Source organism: Streptomyces cinerochromogenes, assembly GCF_014648635.1.
Taxonomy (GTDB): domain Bacteria; phylum Actinomycetota; class Actinomycetes; order Streptomycetales; family Streptomycetaceae; genus Streptomyces; species Streptomyces cinerochromogenes.
Genome location: NZ_BMRM01000002.1, coordinates 280,959 through 302,623, shown reverse-complemented (window position 1 = coordinate 302,623; position 21,665 = coordinate 280,959). Strand labels below are relative to the sequence as shown.

The window sequence follows — 21,665 nt, the reverse complement described above, 5'->3', positions numbered from 1 at the left end:
CCGGTGAGGGCTCCAGCGGACCATCTGCCCCCCGACGCGATGGTCTGACTGGTACGAGAGTGCCGCGCACGGATAAACGAATGCTGAACGTGCCTCAGGCTCGTGCCGCAGGAGACAGCTTCACACCGCAGTGCCCGCGGCCAGCAAGGCGCGGACGTCCTCGGCCTCCGCTGCGCTGTTCTGCTCGTACAGGCTGAGTGCTTCCCGCCAGCAGGCCTTCGCGCGGTCGACCTGGCCCAGCGCAGACAGGGCTTGACCCAGGAGCGTCAGGACGTTCCCCCGCATGCGGTCCCCGCCGATGCACCCCAGTGCCAGCGCCTGTTCGGCATGCTGGGCTGCCTGCGTGACACGATCCGTGGCCATGAGGACCTCAGCGATGCGGAAGTTCGTCGTCCCCTCCCACAAGCGCTGACGGTGCCCACTGAAGATGGCTCGCGCTTCGGAGAACTGCGAAAGCGCCTCACTGTGCCGACCGGCCTGAGACAGCGCGACGCCCACCGCGAAATGCCCGTTCGCCAGACGCATGGTCCGACCCAGACTGAGGTAGACAGCCAGCCCGCGCATGGCGATGTCGACCGCCTCGGCGGTGTTGCCGTCACCTAGTTGCGCCCGCGAGAGATTGGACAGGGCGGAGGCTTCGCCCGGGCGGTTCCCCGCAGCCCTGAAACCGTCGATGGCCTGATCGAAGTAGGCCCGACCGTCTGCGTACCGCCGCTGGTGAAGGCAGATCAGTCCTCGGTTGTTGGCCACCCAGCTGGCTGCGGTCGAGTCGCTCACTCCCTCTGCCAGACGCATTGCTGTCCGGGCTTCCGCTTCCGCTTGCTGAATGCGCCCGGATACCAGCAGGACGTCTGTCAAAATGGTCCGCGCCCTGCCCTCGGCCCGGGAATCCCCTACCGCCCGGGTCGCCTCGCACATCGCCCGGGTCGTCGCCTCGTATTGGTGGGAGTTCGCCCCTGACTCGGTCAGGTCCTTGGCCGCCCACAGCAGGTCGACGCCCCGCCGCAGCCGTTCGGTTCCAGCCGATTGCCGCACGCACGCCAGTAGCGGCGCGGCCTCCGTGTAGAGCCAATCGAGTGCCGCCGTGGCTTCCGTGAACCGCAGTCCCGCGTACTCCGTCGATTCCAGGTCGTCCACCAACCGGTCGCCCGGCCGCTCGATCGCGTACACACCCGCGGTCGTGGCCAAATAGAAGTCCAGCAACCGAGACATGGCCGCCTCCCGCTCGCTCGGCGGCCACTCGTCCCGTTCCGCGCAGGCGCGGGCGTACAGCCGCACCAGGTCGTGGAACCGGTACCGCCCAGGTGCCGCGGACTCCAGCAGGGACGTGTCCACCAGGGACTCCAGCAGGTCCTCGGTCTCCTCCGCGGGGAGGTCCAGGACCGCGGCCGCGGCGGCGAGGGAGATGTCCGGGCCGTCGGCGAGGCCGAGGAGGCGGAAGGCGCGGGCCTGGGCCGGTTCCAGCTGGCCGTAGCCCAGCTCGAAGGTCGCCTTGACCGCCAGGTCGCCGGCCTGCAGCTCGTCCAGGCGGCGGCGTTCGTCCGCCAGCTTCGCCGCCAGGACCGAGACCGTCCAGGTACGGCGGGCCGCCAGGCGGGACGCCGCGATGCGGATCGCCAGGGGGAGGAAGCCGCACGCGGCGACCACGTCGAGCGCGGCCTCCCGTTCCGAGGCCACCCGCTCCTCGCCCACGATCTTCGTGAAGAGGGCCAGCGCCTCGTCGGGGGACATGACGTCCAGGTCGACCAGGTGGGCGCCGGCGAGGTCGAGCATGCGGACGCGGGAGGTGACCAGCGCCGCGCAGCCCTCCGTGCCCGGCAGCAGCGGCCGCACCTGTGCCGCGTCCTTCGCGTTGTCCAGCAGGACCAGGACCCTGCGGCCGTCCAGGACCGAGCGGTACAGCGCCGCCCGTTCCTCCAGGCCGTCGGGGATGGACGCGTCCGCCGTGCCGAGGGCCCGCAGGAAGGAGCCGAGGACCGTCTCCGGCTCCGCCGGTCTCGGCCCCGCACCCTGGAGGTCGACGTACAGCTGGCCGTCCGGGAACGCCGAGCGGGCCCGGTGGGCCACGTGGACGGCGAGGGTGGTCTTGCCCACGCCGCCTATGCCGGCCAGGGCCGAGACCGCCATGACCCGGCCCTCCGCCTCGGACGCCGAGGACAGGACCGCCGTCAGGTCCGAGACGAAGGAGGAGCGGCCGGTGAAGTCGGGGACCGTCGCCGGGAGCTGGGCCGGGCGGACCGGGGTCGCCGCCGGCTCCGTCATGGGGGCCGACGGTTCCGCCAGGGTCGGGTCCGCCTGGAGGATGCGCTGCTGGAGTTCGCTGAGGCCGGGCCGGGGGTCGACGCCCAGTTCCTCCGACAGGAGGCGGCGGGTGTCGGCGTACACCGCGAGGGCCTCCGCCTGGCGGCCGCTGCGGTACAGCGCCAGCATGAGGAGTTCGCGCAGGCGCTCCCGGAGCGGGTGGGCCGCCGTCAGGGCCGTCAGTTCCGAGACCGCCTCGGCGTGGCAGCCCTGTTCGAGGTCGAGGTCGAGGCGGGATTCGAGGAGGACCAGGCGCCACTCCTCCAGGCGGGCCCGCTGGGCCTCGGCGTACGGGCCGGGGACTCCGGCCAGGGGTTCGCCGTCCCACAGGTCGAGGGCCTGGTTCAGGAGCGTGCGGGCCCGGCCCAGGTCGCCCGCACCCCGCGCCTTCTCCGCCTCCGCCGCCAGGTCCTGCGCGACCGTCAGGTCCAGGGCGCCCTCGCCCAGGCCGCGGACGGCGTAGCCGCCGGACTCGCTGACCAGGATCCCGGGGTTCAGCGCCTTCCGCAGCCGGGAGGCGTAGGTGCGGACCGCGGCCAGGGCCTGGGAGGGCGGCTCGGACCCCCACAGCGCGTCGATCAGTTCCGACGCCGTGGCCGTACGGCCCTCGCGCAGCAGCAGTGCGGCCAGCAGGGCGCGCTGCTGGGGGGAGCCCGTCTGGAGGGCCTCCTCGCCGCGCCAGGCCCGCACCGGACCGAGCACGCCGAAGCGCAGCGGGCCGGCGTCCGCGACGGGCGCGGATCCGGCACGCCGCTGCTCGGGTACTCGCGGCCCACCGTCCATGCGTTCGCCCCCTCGGCATCACGAACAACCCCGTCAGTTTGCCTTGTTCGAGGCGGTTGCGTCAGCCGGGGGAGACGCCGATCACAGCTGATCATGGCCGATCGGCGGGGTTCGCACGCCGATCCACAAGGTCCTCACATCCTCTTCGCATGCCGGTCGCCGGAACAGTGGAGCTGACGGGTCGTCAGATCGGCGCTACCGTGAGGCGTATGGAGACCACACAGTTCCCGCTGATCATCTCCGTCGACGACCACACCGTTGAGCCCGCCGGGGTCTGGCAGGACCGGCTGCCGGGGAAGTACCGGGACGCCGGGCCCCGGATCGTGCGGGCGCCGCTCAAGGAGATGACCTTCCTGGGCGGCCGCTTCAAGCCCGTCATGGGCACCCCGGGCTCCGACGAGGGGCCCGTCGGCGACTGGTGGGTGTACGAGGACCTGCGCCGGCCGCTCACGCGTCTCGACACCGCCGTGGGCTGTGCCCGGGACGAGGTCCGGCTGGAAGTCATCACGTACGAGCAGATGCGGGCCGGGTCCTACGACGTGCCCGCCCGCCTCGCCGACATGGACGTCAACCACGTGCAGTCGGCGCTGTGCTTCCCGACCTTCCCCCGCTTCTGCGGGCAGACGTTCACCGAGGCCGCCGACAAGGAACTCGCCCTGCTCTGCGTCCGCGCCTACAACGACTGGATGGTGGAGGAGTGGTGCGGGGACCAGGCGCGGGGGAGGCTCGTACCGCTGACCCTCATACCCCTCTGGGACGCCCGCCTGGCCGCCCGGGAGGTGCGGCGTAACGCCGAACGCGGCGTCCGGGCCGTCGCCTTCTCCGAGATCCCGCCGCATCTCGGTCTGCCGTCCGTCCACACCGACGACTGGGATCCGTTCCTCGCCGCCTGCGACGAGACCGGCACCGTCATCGCCATGCACATCGGGTCGTCCAGCCGGATGCCCTCCACCTCCGCCGACGCCCCGCCCGCCGTCGGCTCCACGATCACCTTCGCCAACTGCTGCTTCTCGATGGTCGACTGGCTGATGAGCGGCAAGTTCGAGCGTTTCCCGAACCTGAAGGTCATGTACGCCGAGGGGCAGATCGGCTGGATTCCGTACATCCTCGAACGCGCCGACGTGGTGTGGGAGGAGAACCGGGGGTGGGGCGGGGTCGCCGGCAAGGTCACCCGGCCGCCGTCCGAGCTGTTCGCCGAGCACGTCTACGGCTGCTTCTTCGACGACGCCTTCGGGCTCAGGAACCTCGACGCCATCGGCGTCGGCAACGTCCTGTACGAGACCGACTACCCGCACTCCGACTCCACCTGGCCCACGTCCCGCGAGGTCGGCGAGGCCCAGATGGGGCACCTGGACCCGGAGACCGTGACCCGGATCGTCAGGGGCAACGCCATCGAGCTGCTCGGGCTCACCCCGGAGGGGCTGTGGCGGGCGTGAGCGCCCTCGCGTACGGCATCCAGCTGCCCGTCCAGTCGCAGAGCACCCTCTACACCGAGCCCTGGGAGACCGAGGCCGGGCCAAAGGACCTGGTCGCCGTGGCGCGCGCGGCCGACGCGGCGGGGTTCGCGTACGTCGCCTGCTGCGACCACGTGGGCATACCGCGCCGCCTCGCCCCGGCCATGAGCACCGTCTGGTACGACCCCGTGGCCACTCTCGCCCACCTCGCCGCCGTCACCGCGCGGGTACGGCTGCTCAGTCATGTGGCGGTGGTGGGGCTGCGGCATCCGCTGCTCACCGCCAAGCAGTACGCCACCCTCGACCACCTCTCCGGCGGGCGGCTCGTCCTGGGGGTGGGGGCCGGGCACGTGCGGGAGGAGTTCGAGGCGCTCGGCGCCGACTTCGAGCGGCGCGGGGCCGTGCTGGACGAGTGCATCGACGCCCTGCGGGCCGCCCTCGGGCCCGACGAGTTCCCCGAACACCACGGGAAGCGCTACGACTTCGCGGGACTGGGGCAACGACCGCGCCCCGCCCAGCCGTACGTCCCCCTCTGGGTCGGCGGCTCCTCGCCCGCCGCCGTCCGCCGGGCCGCGCTGAAGGGCGACGGCTGGCTGCCGCAGGGGGACCCGCGGGAGCGGCTGCCGGCCGTCGTCGCCCGGCTGAGGGCGCTGCGGGAGGAGGCGGGCGTCGAGGCGCCCTGCACCATCGGCGCGATCACCGAGCCCCTGTACGTCGGCCGGCCCGGCTGGGACGTCGGGCGGCGCACGGTCAGCGGGCCCCCGCGGGTGCTCGCCGAGTCCCTGCGCGCGTACCGCGCGATGGGTGTGGACCAGATCCAGGTGCGGTTCCGCAGCCGCGGCCGTACCGAACTCACCGACCAGATGGCGGCCTTCGGAGCCGAAGTGGCCCCTGACCTCTGAGGAGTACGGCATGGGCAAGCTGGACGGACGCGTCGTGATCGTCACCGGCGCGGCGCGCGGACAGGGCGAGCAGGAGGCGCGGCTGTTCCGGGCGGAGGGCGCGCGGGTGGCCGTGGCGGACGTGCTGGACGACCAGGGCAAGGCGCTCGCCGAGGAGATCGGGGCGCTGTACGTCCACCTCGACGTGGGGTCCGAGGACGGCTGGGGCGAGGCCGTGGCCGCCGTCAAGCGGGCGTACGGGCGCATCGACGGGCTGGTCAACAACGCGGGCATCCTGCGGTTCAACGCGCTCGTGGACACCCCGCTGGACGAGTTCATGCAGGTGGTGCAGGTGAACCAGGTCGGCTGCTTCCTGGGGATGAAGGCGGTGGCCCCGGAGATGGCCGACGGGGGCACGATCGTCAACACCGCCTCCTACACCGCGCTGACCGGCATGGCGGCCGTGGGTACGTACGCGGCCACCAAGCACGCGGTGCTGGGGCTGACCCGGGTGGCCGCACTGGAGCTCGCGGGCCGGCGGATCCGGGTCAACGCCGTCTGCCCGGGCGCCGTCGACACCGCGATGTCGAACCCGGCCCGGCTGGACCCGGACGCCGACCCGGAGGAGACGAGCCGCGCTCTGGACGAGCTGTACCGGGGGCTGGTGCCGCTGGGGCGGATCGGGAGGCCGGAGGAGGTGGCGCGGCTGGCGCTGTTCCTGACGTGCGACGACTCGTCGTACATCACCGGGCAGCCGTTCGTCATCGACGGCGGGTGGCTGGCCGGGATCAGCGTCATCTGATGGGGTGTCAGCTCTTGACCCTCCGTGCGGCTGGTGCGAGAGTCGTCGAAAACTGACGGGTCGTCAGAAACTTCGGGACCGGGGACGGTGAACCGCCGTGGAATTCGGGCTCTTCGTACAGGGATACGTCGGCAAGCGTGCCGAGACCGACCCGCTGGCCGAGCACAAGGCGCTGATGGAGGAGACCGAGTACGTCATCCAGGCGGACAGGTCCGGCTTCAAGTACGCCTGGGCCTCCGAGCACCACTTCCTGGAGGAGTACTCGCACCTGTCCGCCAACGACGTCTTCCTCGGCTACCTCGCCCACGCGACCGAGCGGATCCACCTGGGCTCCGGGATCTTCAACCCGCTGGCCCAGGTCAACCACCCGGTGAAGGTGGCCGAGAAGGTCGCCATGCTCGACCACCTCAGCGAGGGCCGCTTCGAGTTCGGCAGCGGCCGGGGGGCGGGCAGCCACGAGATCCTCGGGTTCATACCGGGTGTGACCGACATGAACCACACCAAGGAGATCTGGGAGGAGACCATCGCCGAGTTCCCGAAGATGTGGCTCCAGGACGAGTACGCCGGCTTCCAGGGCAAGCACTGGCAGCTGCCGCCCCGGAAGGTCCTGCCGAAGCCGTACGGGAAGTCCCACCCGGCGATGTGGTACGCGGCCGGGTCCCCGCCGTCGTACGCCATGGCCGCGAGGAAGGGGCTCGGGGTGCTCGGCTTCAGCATCCAGAAGGTCTCCGACATGGAGTGGGTGCTGGAGCAGTACAAGACGGCGGTCGTCGACGCCGAGCCGGTCGGGGACTTCGTCAACGACAACGTGATGGTCACGACCACCGCGATCTGCGCGCCCACCCACGCCGAGGCCGTCGAGATCGCGGTGAACGGCGGGCTGCACTACCTGCCCTCGCTGGTCTTCCGCTACCACGACACCTTCCCGCGGCCGGAGGGGTTCCCGGTGTGGCCGGAGACGCTGCCCCCGTACACCCCGGAGTTCGTGGAGCTGCTGATCGAGGAGGAGCTGCTGATCTGCGGCGACCCGGACGAGGTGCTGCGCCAGTGCAAGCGCTGGGAGCAGGCGGGGGCGGACCAGCTGAGCTTCGGGCTGCCGGTGGGGGTGCCGAAGGAGGAGACGCTGCAGACGATCCGGCTCATCGGGGAGCACGTGATCCCGAAGATCGACACGGATCCGGTGCACCGGACCACGCGGTTCCGCCAGGCTGTGTGAGGGGGGCCCGGGCATGCTGGACCACCTGATCAGGGGCGCCACCGTCGTGGACGGCACCGGTCGGCCCGCCGTCACCGCCGACGTCGGCATCCGGGACGGCCGGATCGCCGCCGTCGGCACCGTCACCGAGGCGGCCCGCCGCAGCGAGGACGCGCACGGCCTCGTCCTCACCCCCGGCTTCGTCGACCCCCACACCCACTACGACGCCCAGCTCTTCTGGGACCCGTACGCCACCCCCTCCCTCAACCACGGCGTGACCACCGTCGCCGCCGGCAACTGCGGGTTCACCCTCGCCCCGCTCAACCCCGCCCGCCCCGGGGACGCCGACTACACCCGGCGGATGATGTCCAAGGTGGAGGGGATGTCCCTGGTCGCCCTGGAGGAGGGGGCGCCCTGGAGCTGGCACTCCTTCGGTGAGTACCTCGACGCCCTGGAGGGGCGGATCGCCGTCAACGCCGGGTTCATGGTGGGGCACTGCGCGCTGCGGCGGTACGTCATGGGCCCGGACGCCGTCGGGGGCCGGCCGCGCGGCGACCAGCTGGACGCCATGCTGCGGCTGCTGCACGAGGCCATGGACGCGGGGGCCTGGGGGCTGTCCACCACGCAGTCCGGTACGCACTCCGACGGCGACGGGCAGCCGGTCGCCTCCCGGCACGCGGCACCGGCGGAGCTGCTGGCGCTGTCGAAGGCCGTCGGCGAGCACGAGGGCACGCAGATCGAGGCCATCGTCGCCGGCTGCCTCGACCAGTTCAGCGACGACGAGATCGATCTCCTCGTGGAGATGAGCGCCGTCGCCGGCCGGCCGCTGAACTGGAACGTGCTCACCATCGACGCCGCCGTACCGGAACGGGTGCCGCGGCAGCTCAGCGCGAGCGAGCGGGCCCGGAAGGCCGGGGGACGGGTCGTGGCGCTCACCATGCCGATCCTCACCCCGATGAACATGTCCCTGGGGACCTTCTGCGCCCTCAACCTCATCCCCGGCTGGGGGGAGATCCTGGGGCTGCCCGTGCCCGAGCGGATCGCCCGGCTGCGGGACCCCGCCGTCCGGGAGGAGATGCTGCGGCGGGCCCGCTCCAAGGAGGCCGGGGTGTTCCGGCGGCTCACGGACTTCGGGCGGTACGTCGTCGGGGACACCTACAGCGAGGCCAACCGCGGGCTCACCGGCCGCGTGGTGCGGGACATCGCCGCCGAGCGGGGCCAGGACCCCTTCGGCTGCCTGGTGGAGATCTGCGCCCACGACGACCTGCGCACGGTCCTGTGGCCCATGCCGACCGACAACGACCCGGCGTCCTGGGCGCTGCGCGCCGAGACCTGGCAGCACGAGGACGTCCTGCTCGGCGGCTCGGACGCGGGCGCCCACCTGGACCGGATGTGCGGGGCGCCGTACACCACCCGGTTCCTGGGGGACTGCCTGCGCGGGCGGAGGCTGGTCGGTCTGGAGCGGGCGGTGCGGATGCTGACGGACGACCCGGCGCGGCTCTTCGGGCTGCGCGAGCGGGGCCGGATCAGGGAGGGCTGGCACGCGGACCTCGTCCTCTTCGACCCGGAGCGGATCGACGCCGGCCGGGCCCGGCTGGTGCACGACCTGCCGGGGGGCAGCCCCCGGCTGGACTCCCGGGCGCTCGGGGTGCGGGCCGTGTGGGTGAACGGGGTGGAGGCGATCCGCGACGACGTGGTGACCGGGGCCGTACCGGGCCGGGTCCTGCGGTCCGGGCGGGACACGCGGACGGTGGGCACGCGGTGAGCGACGCGGGGGGCGCGGGGCAGCCGCTGTTCGTCGGCGGGGAATGGGTGGCGCCGGACGCCGGGTACTACCCGGTGACCGACCCGGCCACCGAGGAGACCGTCGGCTGGGCGCCGGAGGCCTCGCCGCGGCAGGCGCGGGCGGCCTGCGCGGCGGCCCGGGAGGCGTTCGGGGCGTGGTCGCGGACCCGGCCGGAGAAACGGGCCGCGGTGCTCGCGCGCGCCGCGGACATCATCCGGGACCGGCTGGTGCCGTACGCCGACCTGGCCCGGGCCGAGACCGGCGCGACCACCGCGACCGCGCGGGCGATGCAGGTGGGGGTGGCCGCCGCCCGCTTCCGCCGGTACGCGCGCGTGGAGAGCGCCGAGTGGGCGATCGCCCCGCAGATCACCGAGGCCGGGCCGATGGGGAGGGCCGGCGTGCTGGGGGCGCTGGCGGTACGGCAGCCCGTCGGGGTCGTCACCTGCGTCACCTCGTACAACAACCCGTGGGCCAACCCGGCCGGGAAGATCGCCCCAGCACTGGCGATGGGCAACACGGTCGTGGTGAAACCCGCCCCGCAGGACCCCCTCTCCGTCTACCGGATGGCCGAGGCGCTGGAGGCGGCCGGGGTGCCGCCGGGCGTGGTGAACGTCGTCTCCGGGCGGGACGTCTCGGTGGGCGAGGCCGCGGTCGCCTCCGCGGACGTCGACATGGTGAGCTTCACCGGGTCCACGGCCGTCGGACGGCGCATCGCCGAGGTGTGCGGCCGGCACATGAAACGGCAGCTGATGGAGCTGGGCGGGAAAGGCGCCGCGCTCGTCCTGGACGACGCCGACCTCGCCTCGGCCGTCGCCGGCATCGGCACCACCTTCTCCTTCTACAGCGGCCAGATCTGCACCGCACCGACCCGGGTGCTGGCCCAGCGGGGGGTGTACGAGCGGCTGGTCGACCGACTCGCCCGGTACGCCCGCGGCTTGAGGGTGGGGGACCCGCGGGAGCCCGGCACGGTGGTGGGGCCGGTGATCTCCGCCGAGCACCGGGCGCGCGTCGAGTCGTACGTCGAACTGGGGCGCAAGGAGGGCGCGGTGGTCGTGGCCGGCGGCGAACGGCCGCCTCTGGAACGCGGGTTCTTCGTCGCGCCCACCCTGCTCGCCGACTGCACGAACGGCATGCGGGTGGCGCGCGAGGAGATCTTCGGGCCCGTGGTGGTGGTGATCCCCTTCGACGACGAGGAGGAGGGGGTGGCCCTCGCCAACGACTCCGACTACGGGCTCGTCGACTACGTCTGGTCCGGTGACGTGGCCCGCGCCTTCCGCCTGGCCCGGCTGCTGCGGGCCGGGGGCGTGGGCGTCAACACGGTCGGCCGCAACATGGAGGCCCCGTTCGGAGGGTTCAGGAGCAGCGGGGTCGGCCGGGACGTCGGCGTGTACGCCCTGCACGCCTACAGCGAGGTGCAGGCGATCGTGTGGCCGGGGTGACGGGGGAACCCGCGCCGTCGGGGACGGTCCGCGGCGTCCCGGGTCCGCTCACTGGGTGAAGAACGACGCCGGGTGGCGGGGGTCCGCGGAGCACACGAACAGGCCCGCGTGGCCGCCGCGGCCGACGGTCATGCCGACCGGCTCGCGGGACGCGTCGCCGGCCTGGTCACCGGTCCGCAGATGGCGTTCCTCCAGCGGCCGGAAGCGGTCCGGTGCGTCGTCGGGGGCCCAGCTGCCGAGGTAGTACTCGTAGGTGTCGCACTGCAGGAACAGCTCCAGCGGCGCCCGGCACTCGCCGCACTCCAGGGCGGCCGGCAGGCCGGTCGTGCCCCAGTCCATGCAGCCGCCGAGCTTGTAGCCGGGGACGGTGGTGAGGTCGTCGGTCAGGCCGCGTCCGGCCAGCCAGGCCTCGAAGCGGTCGGCGAGTCCGTCCGGGAGTTCCTCCTCGCCGGGATAGTCCGTGACCCGCTCGGGGTGCAGGACGCAGGCGCGCGGGATCATGCCCTCGTCGTACGCCGGGTGGTCCTCCGGATCCGGCTGCTCGGTCAGCGGGCCGGTGACTGCGGCGGCCCGGCGCCAGAAGAGCCGGCAGGCCTGGCCCCAGCCCTCGGGGTGCGGCTGGTCGTGCCAGTCGGGGCACCACAGGAGCTGGAGGAGGTCCGTGCCGTCGGGGAAGCGGATCTCCGGGAAGTCGGCCGCGGTGAACTGGGCCACCGCGACCAGCGGGAGCGTGTACGGCCTGCCGTTCACGTCCTTGTGGTCGGCGCACTCCGGCCACGGTTCGGCCGCCGGCCACAGCACCGGGCCGCCGATGTGACTGTCGTACGGGCCGGGTGTGCCGCGGCGCGGATGCAGCCGGACGGCGGGGCGGGCGTGCGGCAGCAGGTCCGGGAAGTCACGCGCGGGTTCGACGACGGAGGGGGCGGTGGTGAGCTTCACCCGCGCAGTGTCGCCTCCGTCAGTCCGTCAGATCCACCCGCACCGTCAGCAGATCCGTGCCGAACGCCCGTACCGCCGCGCTGTTGAAGCGGGGCAGGGCGCGCAGCCGGGCCCGGGCGTCGTCGTCGGGGAGGAGATGGGCGGTGCCGTGGTGCCAGCGGCCGGCGATGCGGACCCGGACCGCGGGGTCGGCCTGGATGTTGCGCACGTACTGCGACCTGAGGCCGAACTCGGAGACCAGCCAGAAGGAGTTCCCGGTCCGGCGCCCGCCGACCGGGGTCCGCCGGGGCAGGCCGGAGGTGCGGCCGGTGGTCTCCAGCAGGGTCTGGAACGGCAGCCGCCGGTTGATCGGGTTGGCGACGTACCGCTGGAAGCGGGTCACCAGGCGGTGCTTGCGGTCGGTGCGGTCGGTCATCGCGCCCCTCTCGGTACCGGGGCCATCATGCCCCCTCCGCGGGCCCTTCGCCGCCGGCCCTCCCCAGGAACACCGGGTTGGTGAACGCGGCCATCGCCCCCGGCACGGGCCCCGGTGCCGCCTCGTGCCGCACCTCGGCCCGTACGTAAGCCGCACGGGCCGGAGTCGTCCGCCACTCCACGGTTCCCGTGCCGGACACCGGCAGCGGTTCCCCGGTGAACACCACCCCCTGGTCGGTGACGAGCCGGACCGAGCAGCGCGGCGCCCCGGACACCTCCAGCCGGGCGGTCACCGCGGTGTCGTACCCGACCGCCAGCCGCCCCCCGATCCCCGCCTGCTCACCCGGCCGGTCACCCCCGTCGGCCGTCACGGAGAACGCCAGCGAGACGTGCCGTGACTCGGCGACGTACGACCGTCCCGCCCGCAGCCCCTCCAGGATCGCCTCCCGGGTCAGTCCGTCGGCGAGGACGACCGTCTGGGGCAGGCCGACCACGTCCGGATCGCGGTGGGCGTCGCTGTCGCCCATCGCCGGCAGCCACGCCCGCCCGTCCCGCGCCGACGCCGCCAGCCGCGCGTCCCAGGCCGCCAGCGCCATCTCGTCGTCCGGGGTCCAGGCCCCGTTCCACACCTCCACGACGTCGGCCTCCGCGAACCCGAACCTCCAGCCGCAGCCCACGCAGTCGGCGTGCGGATGGGCCGGTACGACCAGACCGCCGGCCCGGCGGATGTCCCGCGCGAAGCGCGCCCAGCGGCCGTCCCGGGCCCGGTAGCGCCAGTCGACGAAGGTGCCCGGCTCGGTGCCGAGCGCCAGGACGTGCCCGTTGCGGGTGGTGACCTCCTCCCCGAGCAGCACCAGCAGGTCGTCACCGGCCGCGTCGGCCCAGTGGGCGTGCGCGGCGTGGGTGTTGTGGTCGGAGCTGTTGAGGAAGTCCAGCCCGGCCGCCCGGGCCAGGGCCGCGATCTCGGCCGGGGCGCGGCGCCCGTCGGAGTGCCAGGAGTGCAGGTGGCAGTCGCCCCGGTACCAGTCCCGGCCCCGCCCCCGGGCCCGGTCCGGCGGGTACACCGGCTCCGGGGTCTGTCCGGCCGTCCCTTCCTCCAGGGTGACGGTCACCTCGTACGGCAGGCCCTGCGGCGCCACGGTGTACGGCCCGAGCGCGATGTACCAGGTGCCGGGGTGCAGCGGCCCGGGCAGGTACCCGGGCGTGGCGTCGTCCGCCCGCACGAAGAACTCGGTCCGGGCCCCGCCCGACCATCCCCGGAACCCCCGCCCGCCCAGCTCGGTGCCGCGCCGGTCGAACAGCCCGATGTCCAGGGCGTTGCCGGGGGTGCCGGGCGGGACGGGGGGTTTGCCGTAGGTGTAGGAGACCTTCAACCCGGCGGTTCCGGGCGGGACGTCGAAGGGGAGGTACACGAAGTCGGGCGAGCCGGGTGGGATGGTGCCGCGCAACGTCGTCACACCCTCAACGTAGGCCTCCTGAGGGGCGCGCGGAACGACGTGACCGGCCACATGAGACCCGCGCGCACCCCTGACGAGTGACCGACCAGTCGGTACGATGCCCCATGCGCATCTCCGTCACGATCTTCCTGACCGACGAGACCATCACCCCCGTCCACCTCGCCCGCGAACTCGAAGAACGCGGCTTCTCCGGCCTCTACCTGCCGGAACACACCCACATCCCCACCGAGCGCACGTCCCCGTACCCGGCCGGCGGCGACCTCCCCCGCGAGTACGGCCGCACCCTCGACCCCTTCGTCGCCCTCGGCCAGGCGGCGGCCGTGACCCGGCAGCTGGCGGTCGGCACCGGCATCACCCTCGTCGCCCAGCACGACCCCATCGACCTCGCCAAGCAGATCGCCACCCTGGACCACCTGTCCGGCGGCCGGTTCACCCTGGGCCTCGGCTACGGCTGGAACGTGGAGGAGGCCGCCGACCACGGTGTGACCTGGCGGACCCGGCGGGAGCTGGTCCGGGACCGGATGGCGCTGATGCGGGCGCTGTGGAGCGAGGAGCCGACCGCGTACGAGGGGGAGTTCGGCGGTGTCCGGGCCAGCCTCGCGCACCCCAAGCCCGTGCAGAAGCCGCGCGGCCCCGTCGTCGGCCCCCGCACCCTCGTCGGCGGCGCCGCGGGGCCCCGGCTGTTCGCGCACATCGCCGAGTTCGCCGACGGCTGGCTGCCGATCGGCGGGCGCGGACTGACCGAGTCGCTGCCCGTGCTGCGCTCGGTGTGGGCGGACGCGGGCCGTGACCCGGCCGCCCTCCAGGTCGTCCCGTACGCCGTCCAGCCCACCGCCGGCAAGCTCGCCCACTACGCGGACCTGGGGATCGAGGAGGTCGTGGTGCAGCTGCCGCCCGGCGGTGCGGAGGAGGTGCTGCGCGCGCTCGACGCCTACGGCCCCCTCCTCACGGGCGGTGCTCCTCGGCAGTGATCACCGCGACCGTATGCTCAAGGGATGACGACTTCCGCGACCTCCGGAACCGGCCCGACCGAGAACTCCATGCGTCGCGCCCTCAAACGTGCCCGGGACGGCGTCGCCCTCGACGTCGCCGAGGCGGCGGTGCTCCTCCAGGCACGCGGTGAGGATCTGACCGCCCTCGCCGCCTCCGCCGCCCGGGTGCGGGACGCGGGCCTGGAGGCGGCGGGCAGGCCCGGCGTCATCACGTACTCGAAGAGCGTCTTCATCCCCCTCACCCGGCTGTGCCGGGACAAGTGCCACTACTGCACCTTCGCCACCGTGCCCGGCAGGCTGCGCCGCGCCGGGCACGGGATGTTCATGTCCCCGGACGAGGTGCTGGACATCGCCCGCAAGGGTGCCGCCCTCGGCTGCAAGGAAGCCCTGATCACCCTCGGCGACAAGCCGGAGGACCGCTGGCCGGAGGCGCGCGAGTGGCTGGACGCGCACGGCTACGACGACACCATCGCCTACGTCCGCGCCATCTCCATCCGCATCCTGGAGGAGACGGGCCTCCTGCCCCACCTCAACCCGGGCGTGATGACGTGGACGGACTTCCAGCGCCTGAAGCCCGTCGCGCCGAGCATGGGCATGATGCTGGAGACGACCGCCGAGCGGCTCTGGTCCGAGCCGGGCGGCCCGCACCACGGCTCCCCGGACAAGGAACCGGCCGTACGGCTGCGGGTGCTGGAGGACGCCGGCCGTTCCTCCGTGCCCTTCACCTCCGGCCTGCTCATCGGCATCGGCGAGACGTACGAGGAGCGCGCCGAGTCGCTGTTCGCGCTCCGGAAGATCTCCCGGGCCCACCACGGCATCCAGGAGCTGATCATCCAGAACTTCCGCGCCAAGCCGGACACGGCGATGCGCGGCATGCCGGACGCCGAACTGGACGACCTGGTCGCCACGGTGGCGGTCGCCCGGCACATCATGGGCCCCTCGGCCTGCCTCCAGGCCCCGCCGAACCTGGTCGACAGCGAGTACGAGCGGCTGATCGGCGCCGGCATCGACGACTGGGGCGGCGTCTCCCCGCTGACCATCGACCACGTCAACCCCGAGCGCCCCTGGCCGCAGATCGAGGAACTCACCGAGCGGTCCCGGGCGGCCGGCTTCACGCTGCGGGAACGGCTGTGCGTGTACCCGGAGTTCGTCCGCCGCGGCGAGCCCTGGCTGGACCCGCGGCTGCGCCCGCACGTGTCGGCCCTCGCCGACCCGGAGACGGGCCTCGCCCGCGAGGACGCGGTCGTGGAGGGCCGGCCCTGGCAGGAGCCGGAGGAGGTGTTCACCGCCTCCGGCCGCACGGACCTGCACACGGCCGTCGACACCGAGGGCCGTACCGGCGACCGGCGCAGCGACTTCGACGAGGTGTACGGCGACTGGGACGCCCTGCGTGAGGCGGCGGCCCCCGGGATGGCCCCGGAGCGCATCGACGCCGATGTGCGCGAGGCGCTGCGCACGGCGGCCGACGACCCGACCCGGCTGACCGACGCCGAGGCCCTCGCCCTGCTGCACGCGGACGGCCCGGCGCTGGACGCGCTGTGCCGGATCGCGGACGACGTGCGCAGGTCGGTGGTCGGCGACGACGTGACGTACATCGTCACGCGCAACATCAACTTCACCAACGTCTGCTACACCGGCTGCCGGTTCTGCGCCTTCGCGCAGCGCCGCACGGACGCCGACGCGTACACGCTCTCGCTGGAGCAGGTGGCCGACCGCGCCCAGCAGGCGTGGGACGTGGGCGCGGTCGAGGTGTGCATGCAGGGCGGAATCCACCCGGACCTGCCGGGCAGCGCGTACTTCGAGATCGCGAGGGCGGTGAAGGAACGCGTCCCGGGCATGCACGTGCACGCCTTCTCCCCGATGGAGGTGGTGAACGGCGCGACCCGGACCGGGATGTCGATCCGGGAGTGGCTCGCCACCGCCAAGGAGGCGGGCCTGGACTCCATCCCCGGTACGGCGGCGGAGATCCTGGACGACGAGGTGCGCTGGGTGCTGACCAAGGGCAAGCTGCCCACGGCCACCTGGACCGAGGTGATCACCACCGCGCACCAGCTGGGCATCCACTCCTCGTCCACGATGATGTACGGGCACGTGGACCAGCCCCGGCACTGGCTCGGCCACCTGCGCACGCTGGCCCGGATCCAGCAGGAGACGGGCGGCTTCACCGAGTTCGTGACGCTGCCGTTCATCCACACGAACGCCCCGGTGTACCTGGCGGGGATCGCCCGGCCCGGCCCGTCGATGCGGGACAACCGGGCGGTGACGGCGATGGCCCGGCTCCTGCTCCACCCCTGGATCCCCAACATCCAGACGAGCTGGGTGAAACTGGGCACCGAGGGGGCGGCGGAGATGCTCCGCTCCGGGGCGAACGACCTGGGCGGGACGCTGATGGAGGAGACGATCTCCCGCATGGCGGGCTCCTCCTACGGCTCGTACAAGTCGGTCCGGGACCTGGTCGCGGTGGCGGAGGCGGCCGGCCGCCCCGCGAAGCCGCGCACCACGCTGTACGGCGAGGTGTCCGAGGAGCGGCAGCGGGCGGCCGAGGCGTCCGACGGGCACCTGCCGGATCTGCTGCCCGTCCTGGACTGAGTACGATGATCCGACCCCTGTGCTGAGAAGGGGGGACCCGTAGCGGAGGAGATGCGTCCCGTGGCTGCCCGACTGCCCTCGTGGGCCTGGGTCACCGGTCTGACGACGGGGGCGACCGCGGTCGTCGTCGCCCTCGCGGTGCAGGCCGCCGCCGGGCCGCATCCCACGGCCGCCGTGGCCAGGCCCAGCGCATCGGCGTCGGCGAGCCCGCACGCCACCCTCACCCCGAAGGCGCCGGCCGAGGACGCCCTGCCCGACGGCTCGGGCGAGGGCCGCCGGATCGTGTACTCGCTCGGTGAGAAGCGGGTCTGGCTGGTCGACGCGACCGGCAGGGCGACCCGCACGTTCACGGTGTGGCCGGGCACGGTGAGCCCGCAGCCCGGCCGCTACTCGGTGACCCTGCGCACCCAGTCCCTCAAGGGCTCGGACGGCGTGGAGATCGAGCACGTCATGTACTTCACCAAGGCGGACGGCGTGAACATCGCCTTCTCCAACGCCCTGGACGGCGCCTCCCCGCCCCCGGCGAACGGCCAGAAGCTGGGCGGCATCCGCCTCCACAAGGAGGACGGTGCCGCGCTGTGGGCCTTCGGCGACCAGGGCACGCGGGTCGCGGTCGTCAAATAGGGCACGCGCCCGCGGCCGTCACGCGGTGTCCCGGCGGCCGTCGGGCAGCTGGTTGACGACCAGCGCCACCCCGGCCAGCAGGAAGATCCGGGTCGCCGCGTCCAGCCCGTTCCACGTCTTCGACTGCCACATCGCGAACCACTCACCGCCGATCGCGATGAACCCGGCGCCGAAGAGCAGCAACAGCATCAGCAGGCCGTAGGTGGAAAGCCGCCGGGCACGGTCGTGATCCCGCCGCGCCCACAGCCACGTGCCCCAGAGCAGGACCAGGGCGGCCACCGTCTCCCACACGATGATCAGGACGTACGCGGTGTCCTGGAGGGCGGTGCTGGTGACGGCCCGCCACATCAGGTCCTCGTCCTTGAACGTCGTGTCCATCGCCAGCACGTGCCGTACGAACTGCTGGTTGGTCCCGAAGTCGGTGATGTTCCCGAGGGCGACGAGGGCGATGTAGAGGGCGAGTATGCCGGTGAGCACACCGGCGGCGAGACGGAGGCCGGTGTGGCGGGTGGGGGTGGTGGTCATGGCTGGATTCTGCCCGGTGGCCGTCCCCCTCCGCCGTACGCATTGCGCCAGAATCCGGCCGGGCACCACTGAACGGACCGTTCCCGGTCGATTACAGTGCTGGGCGTCGTACAGGCGGACGGTGCCGTGGGGAGGTCTGGTGGGGGCGATGACCGGTGCCGTCTGGGGCCGTGCCGAACAGCAGGACTTCCGCAGCCGGGTGCGCGGCACGCTGCTCGGGGCCGCGGTCGGCGACGCGCTGGGCGGGCCGGCCGACCCGCTGTCCCTGGAGGAGATCCGGGCCGCGTACGGCGGTGAGGGGCTGCTGGACCTGGCCTTCGGCCACGGGCGGCGCGGCACCGTCACCCACCACACCCAGCTGACCCTGTTCACGGTCGACGGGCTGATACGCGCCCAGGTACGCCGTGACACCGGCGCCTGGCACCCGCCGACCGATCTCCACCGGGCCTATCTGCGCTGGGCGGCCACCCAGCGGGACTGGGGGCCCGACGAGCGCCGCAAGGACGACGGCTGGCTGGCCCGCGAGGAGTGGCTGTACGCCCGCCGGGACCCGACCCGCGCGCTGCTCATCGGGTTCGGCGACGAGACCATGGGCACGCTGGAGGTCCCGAAGAACCCGGGCGAGCTGGGCCCGGAGGCGGCCGCCCGCTCGGCGCCCTTCGGCCTCCTCGTGGGCTGGGAACCCCAACTGGTCGTCCAGCTCGCCGTGGAGTGCGCGGCCCAGACCCACGGCCACCCCATCGCCTACCTGTCGGCGGGCGCGTACGCCGTGATCGTGCACGCGCTGGCCCGGGGCGACAGCCTGGACGGCGCCGTGCAGAGCGCCCTCGCGCTGCTCGCCGTCCGCCCCGGCCACCAGCCGGTCTCGGACGCCCTCCAGCACGCCCTCGGCGCGGTACGGCAGGGGATACCGACGCCCTCCCGGGTGGAGGAACTGGCCGGCGACGGCACGGCGGACGGGCTGCTGGCCGCGTCGGTGTACTGCGCCCTGGTGGGCGAGGACGTCCGGCACGGCCTCTGCCTGGCGGTGAACCAGAGCGGCCCCTCCGCCGCCGCGGGCGCCCTGACCGGCGGCCTCCTCGGCGCCCTGCACGGCGAGACGGCCCTCCCGCCGGCCTGGCTGGCCGAGCTGGAGGGCCGCCCCACGATCCTGGAACTGGCCGACGACTTCGCGATGGAGATGACCCAGGGCCCGGCCCTGCACGGCCCCGCGGGGTCGTCCCCGGGCTGGCTGGCGCGGTACCCGCGGGCCTGACTCAGACGCGGACGCAGTGGTGGACGGTCATGCTGCCGTGCGCGTCGAAGTGGCGGATGCGCAGACCGGCCTGCTTGGTGTACTCCACGTCCAGCCGCTCCCCGGACGCGGTGCCCGACCCGCCGGGCGGCTGCCAGGGCAGCATGAGGGAGACGGAGTCCCCCACGGTGGCCGGCACGTTCGCGGCGGCGGCCTCCTCCGTGTCGCTGCTGTCGGGGTCCAGCCGTTCGGGCAGCCGAAGGGCGAGCCGGCCGTCCTGGAGCGCCCACGTGCCCTTCGGCGACCGGCCTTCGGCGTCCATGGCCCATGTGCCGTCACCGATGGTGATCGTGAACGTGAACGGCTCCGCGCTCGCGCCCGGCGGCTGCGAGGTGACCTTCCAGGAACCGCGCACGAAGGCCGCGAACGCCCTGCCCGTCACTCCCGTGGCCCCCGACGGGCTGCCGCCGTTCCCGCTGCCGCCGCCCTTCGCCTTCCCGTGGCCCTGGTCGTCGTTTCCGTTGCCCGTGCACGCGGCGAGCAGCGACGCCCCGACGCCGATGGCGAGATACCGCAGGGTGGTGCGGCGGCCCACCAGCCGGGAGGCCGCCCGTACTCCGTCCAGACTCATTCGTTTCCCCGTTTTCCCGTCGGTTGAAGATCAACCGGCAGGCTACAGGGGCTGGTTGGGGACACCCACGACGTCGTCTCCGGCCGCGGCGGGGACGGGCGTCGCCACCGCGCCGTCCCCGTCCGTGTTGACCCTCTCGATGATCGCCAGCCGCTCCGGTGTGTCCTCCGGCTTCAGGTAGCCGATCAGGACGTAGAGGACCAGGGAGACCGCCAGCGGCACGGAGACCTGGTACTGGAGCGGGACTCCGCCGTCGACGTTCCAGTTGATCGGGTAGTTGACCAGCCAGAAGGCGAGCAGGCCCGTGGCCCAGCTGGTGAGCGCGGCCGTCGGGCCGGAGCGGCGGAACGGGCGGAGCAGGCCGAGCATCATCGGGATCGCGATCGGGCCCATGAGGCCGGCCACCCACTTGATGACGACCGTGATGATGTCCTTGAAGGCGGGGGAGTTGACCTGGGTCGCGATCGCCATGGACAGGCCGAGGAAGACGACCGTGGTGACCCGGGCCGCGATCAGGCCCGAGCGCTCGCTCCAGGAGCGCGCCCTGGCCGACAGCACGGGCGCGACGTCCCGCGTGAAGACGGCCGCGATGGCGTTGGCGTCGGAGGAGCACATCGCCATGGTGTGGGAGAAGAACCCGACGATGACCAGGCCCAGCAGTCCGTGCGGCAGCAGCTGTTCGGTCATCAGGGCGTAGGAGTCGGAGCCGTCCGGCTTGTGCGCCGTGACCAGCAGCGGGGACATCCACATCGGGAAGAACAGGACCACCGGCCAGACCAGCCAGAGGACCGCCGACAGCCGGGCCGAGCGCTCGGCCTGGCGGGCGCTGCCGGTGGCCATGTACCGCTGGGCCTGGTTGAGCATGCCGCCGTTGTACTCGAAGAGCTTGATGAACAGGAATGCCAGCAGGAACACCGTGCTGTACGGCCCGACCAGCGGTTTTCCGTGGCCGTGCAGCGCGGGCTCGTCCCAGGCACCGAGGAAGCCGATGTCCTTGTCGTTCAGCTTCACGACGACCGCGACGAACATCGCGATGCCGGCCAGCAACTGGATGACGAACTGGCCGAGTTCGGTCAGCGCGTCCGCCCACAGCCCGCCGATCGTGCAGTAGACGGCGGTGATCGCGCCGGTGACGAGGATGCCCTGGTTCAGCGAGATCCCCGTGAACACCGACAACAGGGTGGCGATCGCCGCCCACTTGGCGCCCACGTCCACGATCTTCAGCAGCATGCCGGACCAGGCGAGCGCCTGCTGGGTGGGCAGGTTGTAGCGGTTCTTCAGGTACTCCAGCGGGGAGGCCACGTGGAGCCGGGAGCGCAGCCGGTTGATGCGCGGCGCGAACAGCTTCGAGCCGATGGCGATGCCGAGCGCGATGGGGAAGGACCAGGTGATGAAGGAGGTGACGCCGTAGGTGTAGGCGATGCCCGCGTACCCGGTGAACATCACGGCGCTGTAGCCCGACATGTGGTGCGAGATGCCGGAGAGCCACCAGGGCATCTTGCCGCCGGCCGTGAAGAAGTCGGAGACGTTGTCCACGCGCTTGTGCGACCAGACGCCGATCGCGACCATCACACCGAAGTAGCCGATGAGCACGGCCCAGTCGAGACTGTTCATGTGCC

The 21,665-nt window shown here is 72.8% G+C and carries 17 protein-coding genes; 10 read left to right on the top strand and 7 right to left on the bottom strand.

The genetic code is table 11. From position 1 onward, the window contains the following. Window positions 1–120 precede the first annotated feature (120 nt). Window positions 121–3,084 carry an SARP-family global regulator AfsR gene (afsR, locus tag IEZ20_RS05130; RefSeq protein WP_189294887.1) on the bottom strand — a complete coding sequence of 988 codons (2,964 nt, stop codon included), beginning with the start codon at window positions 3,082–3,084 and terminating at the stop codon, window positions 121–123. A gap of 209 nt (window positions 3,085–3,293) precedes the next feature. Here afsR and IEZ20_RS05125 point away from each other — a divergent pair, with 209 nt between their 5' ends. From IEZ20_RS05125 to IEZ20_RS05100, 6 genes are all read left to right on the top strand, one after another. Beyond that, window positions 3,294–4,520 (top strand): amidohydrolase family protein, encoded by a 1,227-nt coding sequence (locus IEZ20_RS05125; RefSeq protein WP_189294886.1) that lies wholly within the window; start codon window positions 3,294–3,296, stop codon window positions 4,518–4,520. Then, window positions 4,517–5,440 carry a TIGR03619 family F420-dependent LLM class oxidoreductase gene (locus IEZ20_RS05120; protein ID WP_229895877.1) on the top strand — a complete coding sequence of 308 codons (924 nt, stop codon included), beginning with the start codon at window positions 4,517–4,519 and terminating at the stop codon, window positions 5,438–5,440. The genes IEZ20_RS05125 and IEZ20_RS05120 overlap by 4 nt, the downstream gene beginning before the upstream one ends. A gap of 10 nt (window positions 5,441–5,450) precedes the next feature. After that, entirely contained in the window at window positions 5,451–6,221 is a 771-nt protein-coding gene (locus IEZ20_RS05115; protein ID WP_189294885.1) for an SDR family NAD(P)-dependent oxidoreductase, read from the top strand. Between the two features lie 97 nt (window positions 6,222–6,318). Further along, the gene (locus IEZ20_RS05110) at window positions 6,319–7,437 is read left to right on the top strand and encodes an LLM class flavin-dependent oxidoreductase (RefSeq protein ID WP_189294884.1); all 1,119 of its coding nucleotides are present in this window, start codon (window positions 6,319–6,321) and stop codon (window positions 7,435–7,437) included. A gap of 13 nt (window positions 7,438–7,450) precedes the next feature. Then, window positions 7,451–9,181 (top strand): N-acyl-D-amino-acid deacylase family protein, encoded by a 1,731-nt coding sequence (locus tag IEZ20_RS05105; protein WP_189294883.1) that lies wholly within the window; start codon window positions 7,451–7,453, stop codon window positions 9,179–9,181. Beyond that, a complete protein-coding gene (locus tag IEZ20_RS05100) occupies window positions 9,178–10,641 on the top strand; it encodes an aldehyde dehydrogenase family protein (protein WP_229895876.1) in 1,464 nt (487 codons plus the stop codon). The genes IEZ20_RS05105 and IEZ20_RS05100 overlap by 4 nt, the downstream gene beginning before the upstream one ends. Window positions 10,642–10,689: 48 nt before the next feature. Here IEZ20_RS05100 and IEZ20_RS05095 read toward each other — a convergent pair whose 3' ends face one another. The 3 genes from IEZ20_RS05095 to IEZ20_RS05085 are packed head-to-tail and all read right to left on the bottom strand — an operon-like array spanning window position 10,690 to window position 13,550. Further along, window positions 10,690–11,580, bottom strand: coding sequence for a YwqG family protein (locus IEZ20_RS05095; RefSeq protein WP_189294882.1), 891 nt, complete (start codon window positions 11,578–11,580; stop codon window positions 10,690–10,692). Window positions 11,581–11,599: 19 nt separating this feature from the next. Next, on the bottom strand, window positions 11,600–11,995 hold the full coding sequence (locus tag IEZ20_RS05090; RefSeq protein ID WP_189294881.1) for a nitroreductase/quinone reductase family protein: 396 nt from the start codon (window positions 11,993–11,995) through the stop codon (window positions 11,600–11,602). A gap of 25 nt (window positions 11,996–12,020) precedes the next feature. Then, window positions 12,021–13,550 carry a CehA/McbA family metallohydrolase gene (locus IEZ20_RS05085; protein ID WP_373303908.1) on the bottom strand — a complete coding sequence of 510 codons (1,530 nt, stop codon included), beginning with the start codon at window positions 13,548–13,550 and terminating at the stop codon, window positions 12,021–12,023. 5 nt (window positions 13,551–13,555) lie between these two features. On the opposite strand from IEZ20_RS05085, the gene IEZ20_RS05080 reads away from it, so the two are divergent. From IEZ20_RS05080 to IEZ20_RS05070, 3 genes are read left to right on the top strand one after another with little or no spacing between them, the layout of a single operon-like run. Further along, entirely contained in the window at window positions 13,556–14,422 is an 867-nt protein-coding gene (locus IEZ20_RS05080) for an LLM class F420-dependent oxidoreductase (protein WP_189294879.1), read from the top strand. A 24-nt stretch (window positions 14,423–14,446) separates the two neighbouring features. Further along, complete coding sequence (locus IEZ20_RS05075) at window positions 14,447–17,032, top strand: bifunctional FO biosynthesis protein CofGH (RefSeq protein WP_189294878.1); 2,586 nt, start codon at window positions 14,447–14,449, stop codon at window positions 17,030–17,032. Between the two features lie 60 nt (window positions 17,033–17,092). Beyond that, window positions 17,093–17,656 (top strand): hypothetical protein, encoded by a 564-nt coding sequence (locus tag IEZ20_RS05070; protein ID WP_189294877.1) that lies wholly within the window; start codon window positions 17,093–17,095, stop codon window positions 17,654–17,656. 18 nt (window positions 17,657–17,674) lie between these two features. On the opposite strand, the gene IEZ20_RS05065 is transcribed toward IEZ20_RS05070, so the two are convergent. After that, on the bottom strand, window positions 17,675–18,181 hold the full coding sequence (locus tag IEZ20_RS05065) for a DUF2165 domain-containing protein (protein ID WP_189294876.1): 507 nt from the start codon (window positions 18,179–18,181) through the stop codon (window positions 17,675–17,677). Between the two features lie 139 nt (window positions 18,182–18,320). On the opposite strand from IEZ20_RS05065, the gene IEZ20_RS05060 reads away from it, so the two are divergent. Continuing rightward, the gene (locus IEZ20_RS05060) at window positions 18,321–19,436 is read left to right on the top strand and encodes an ADP-ribosylglycohydrolase family protein (RefSeq protein WP_189294875.1); all 1,116 of its coding nucleotides are present in this window, start codon (window positions 18,321–18,323) and stop codon (window positions 19,434–19,436) included. 1 nt (window position 19,437) lies between these two features. Here the strand turns inward: IEZ20_RS05060 and IEZ20_RS05055 are convergent, their stop codons facing one another. After that, window positions 19,438–20,046 carry a hypothetical protein gene (locus IEZ20_RS05055; RefSeq protein ID WP_189294874.1) on the bottom strand — a complete coding sequence of 203 codons (609 nt, stop codon included), beginning with the start codon at window positions 20,044–20,046 and terminating at the stop codon, window positions 19,438–19,440. Between the two features lie 42 nt (window positions 20,047–20,088). Next, window positions 20,089–21,660: a sodium:solute symporter family protein gene (locus tag IEZ20_RS05050; RefSeq protein WP_189294873.1), complete on the bottom strand. Its 1,572-nt coding sequence runs from the start codon at window positions 21,658–21,660 to the stop codon at window positions 20,089–20,091. Window positions 21,661–21,665 lie beyond the last annotated feature (5 nt).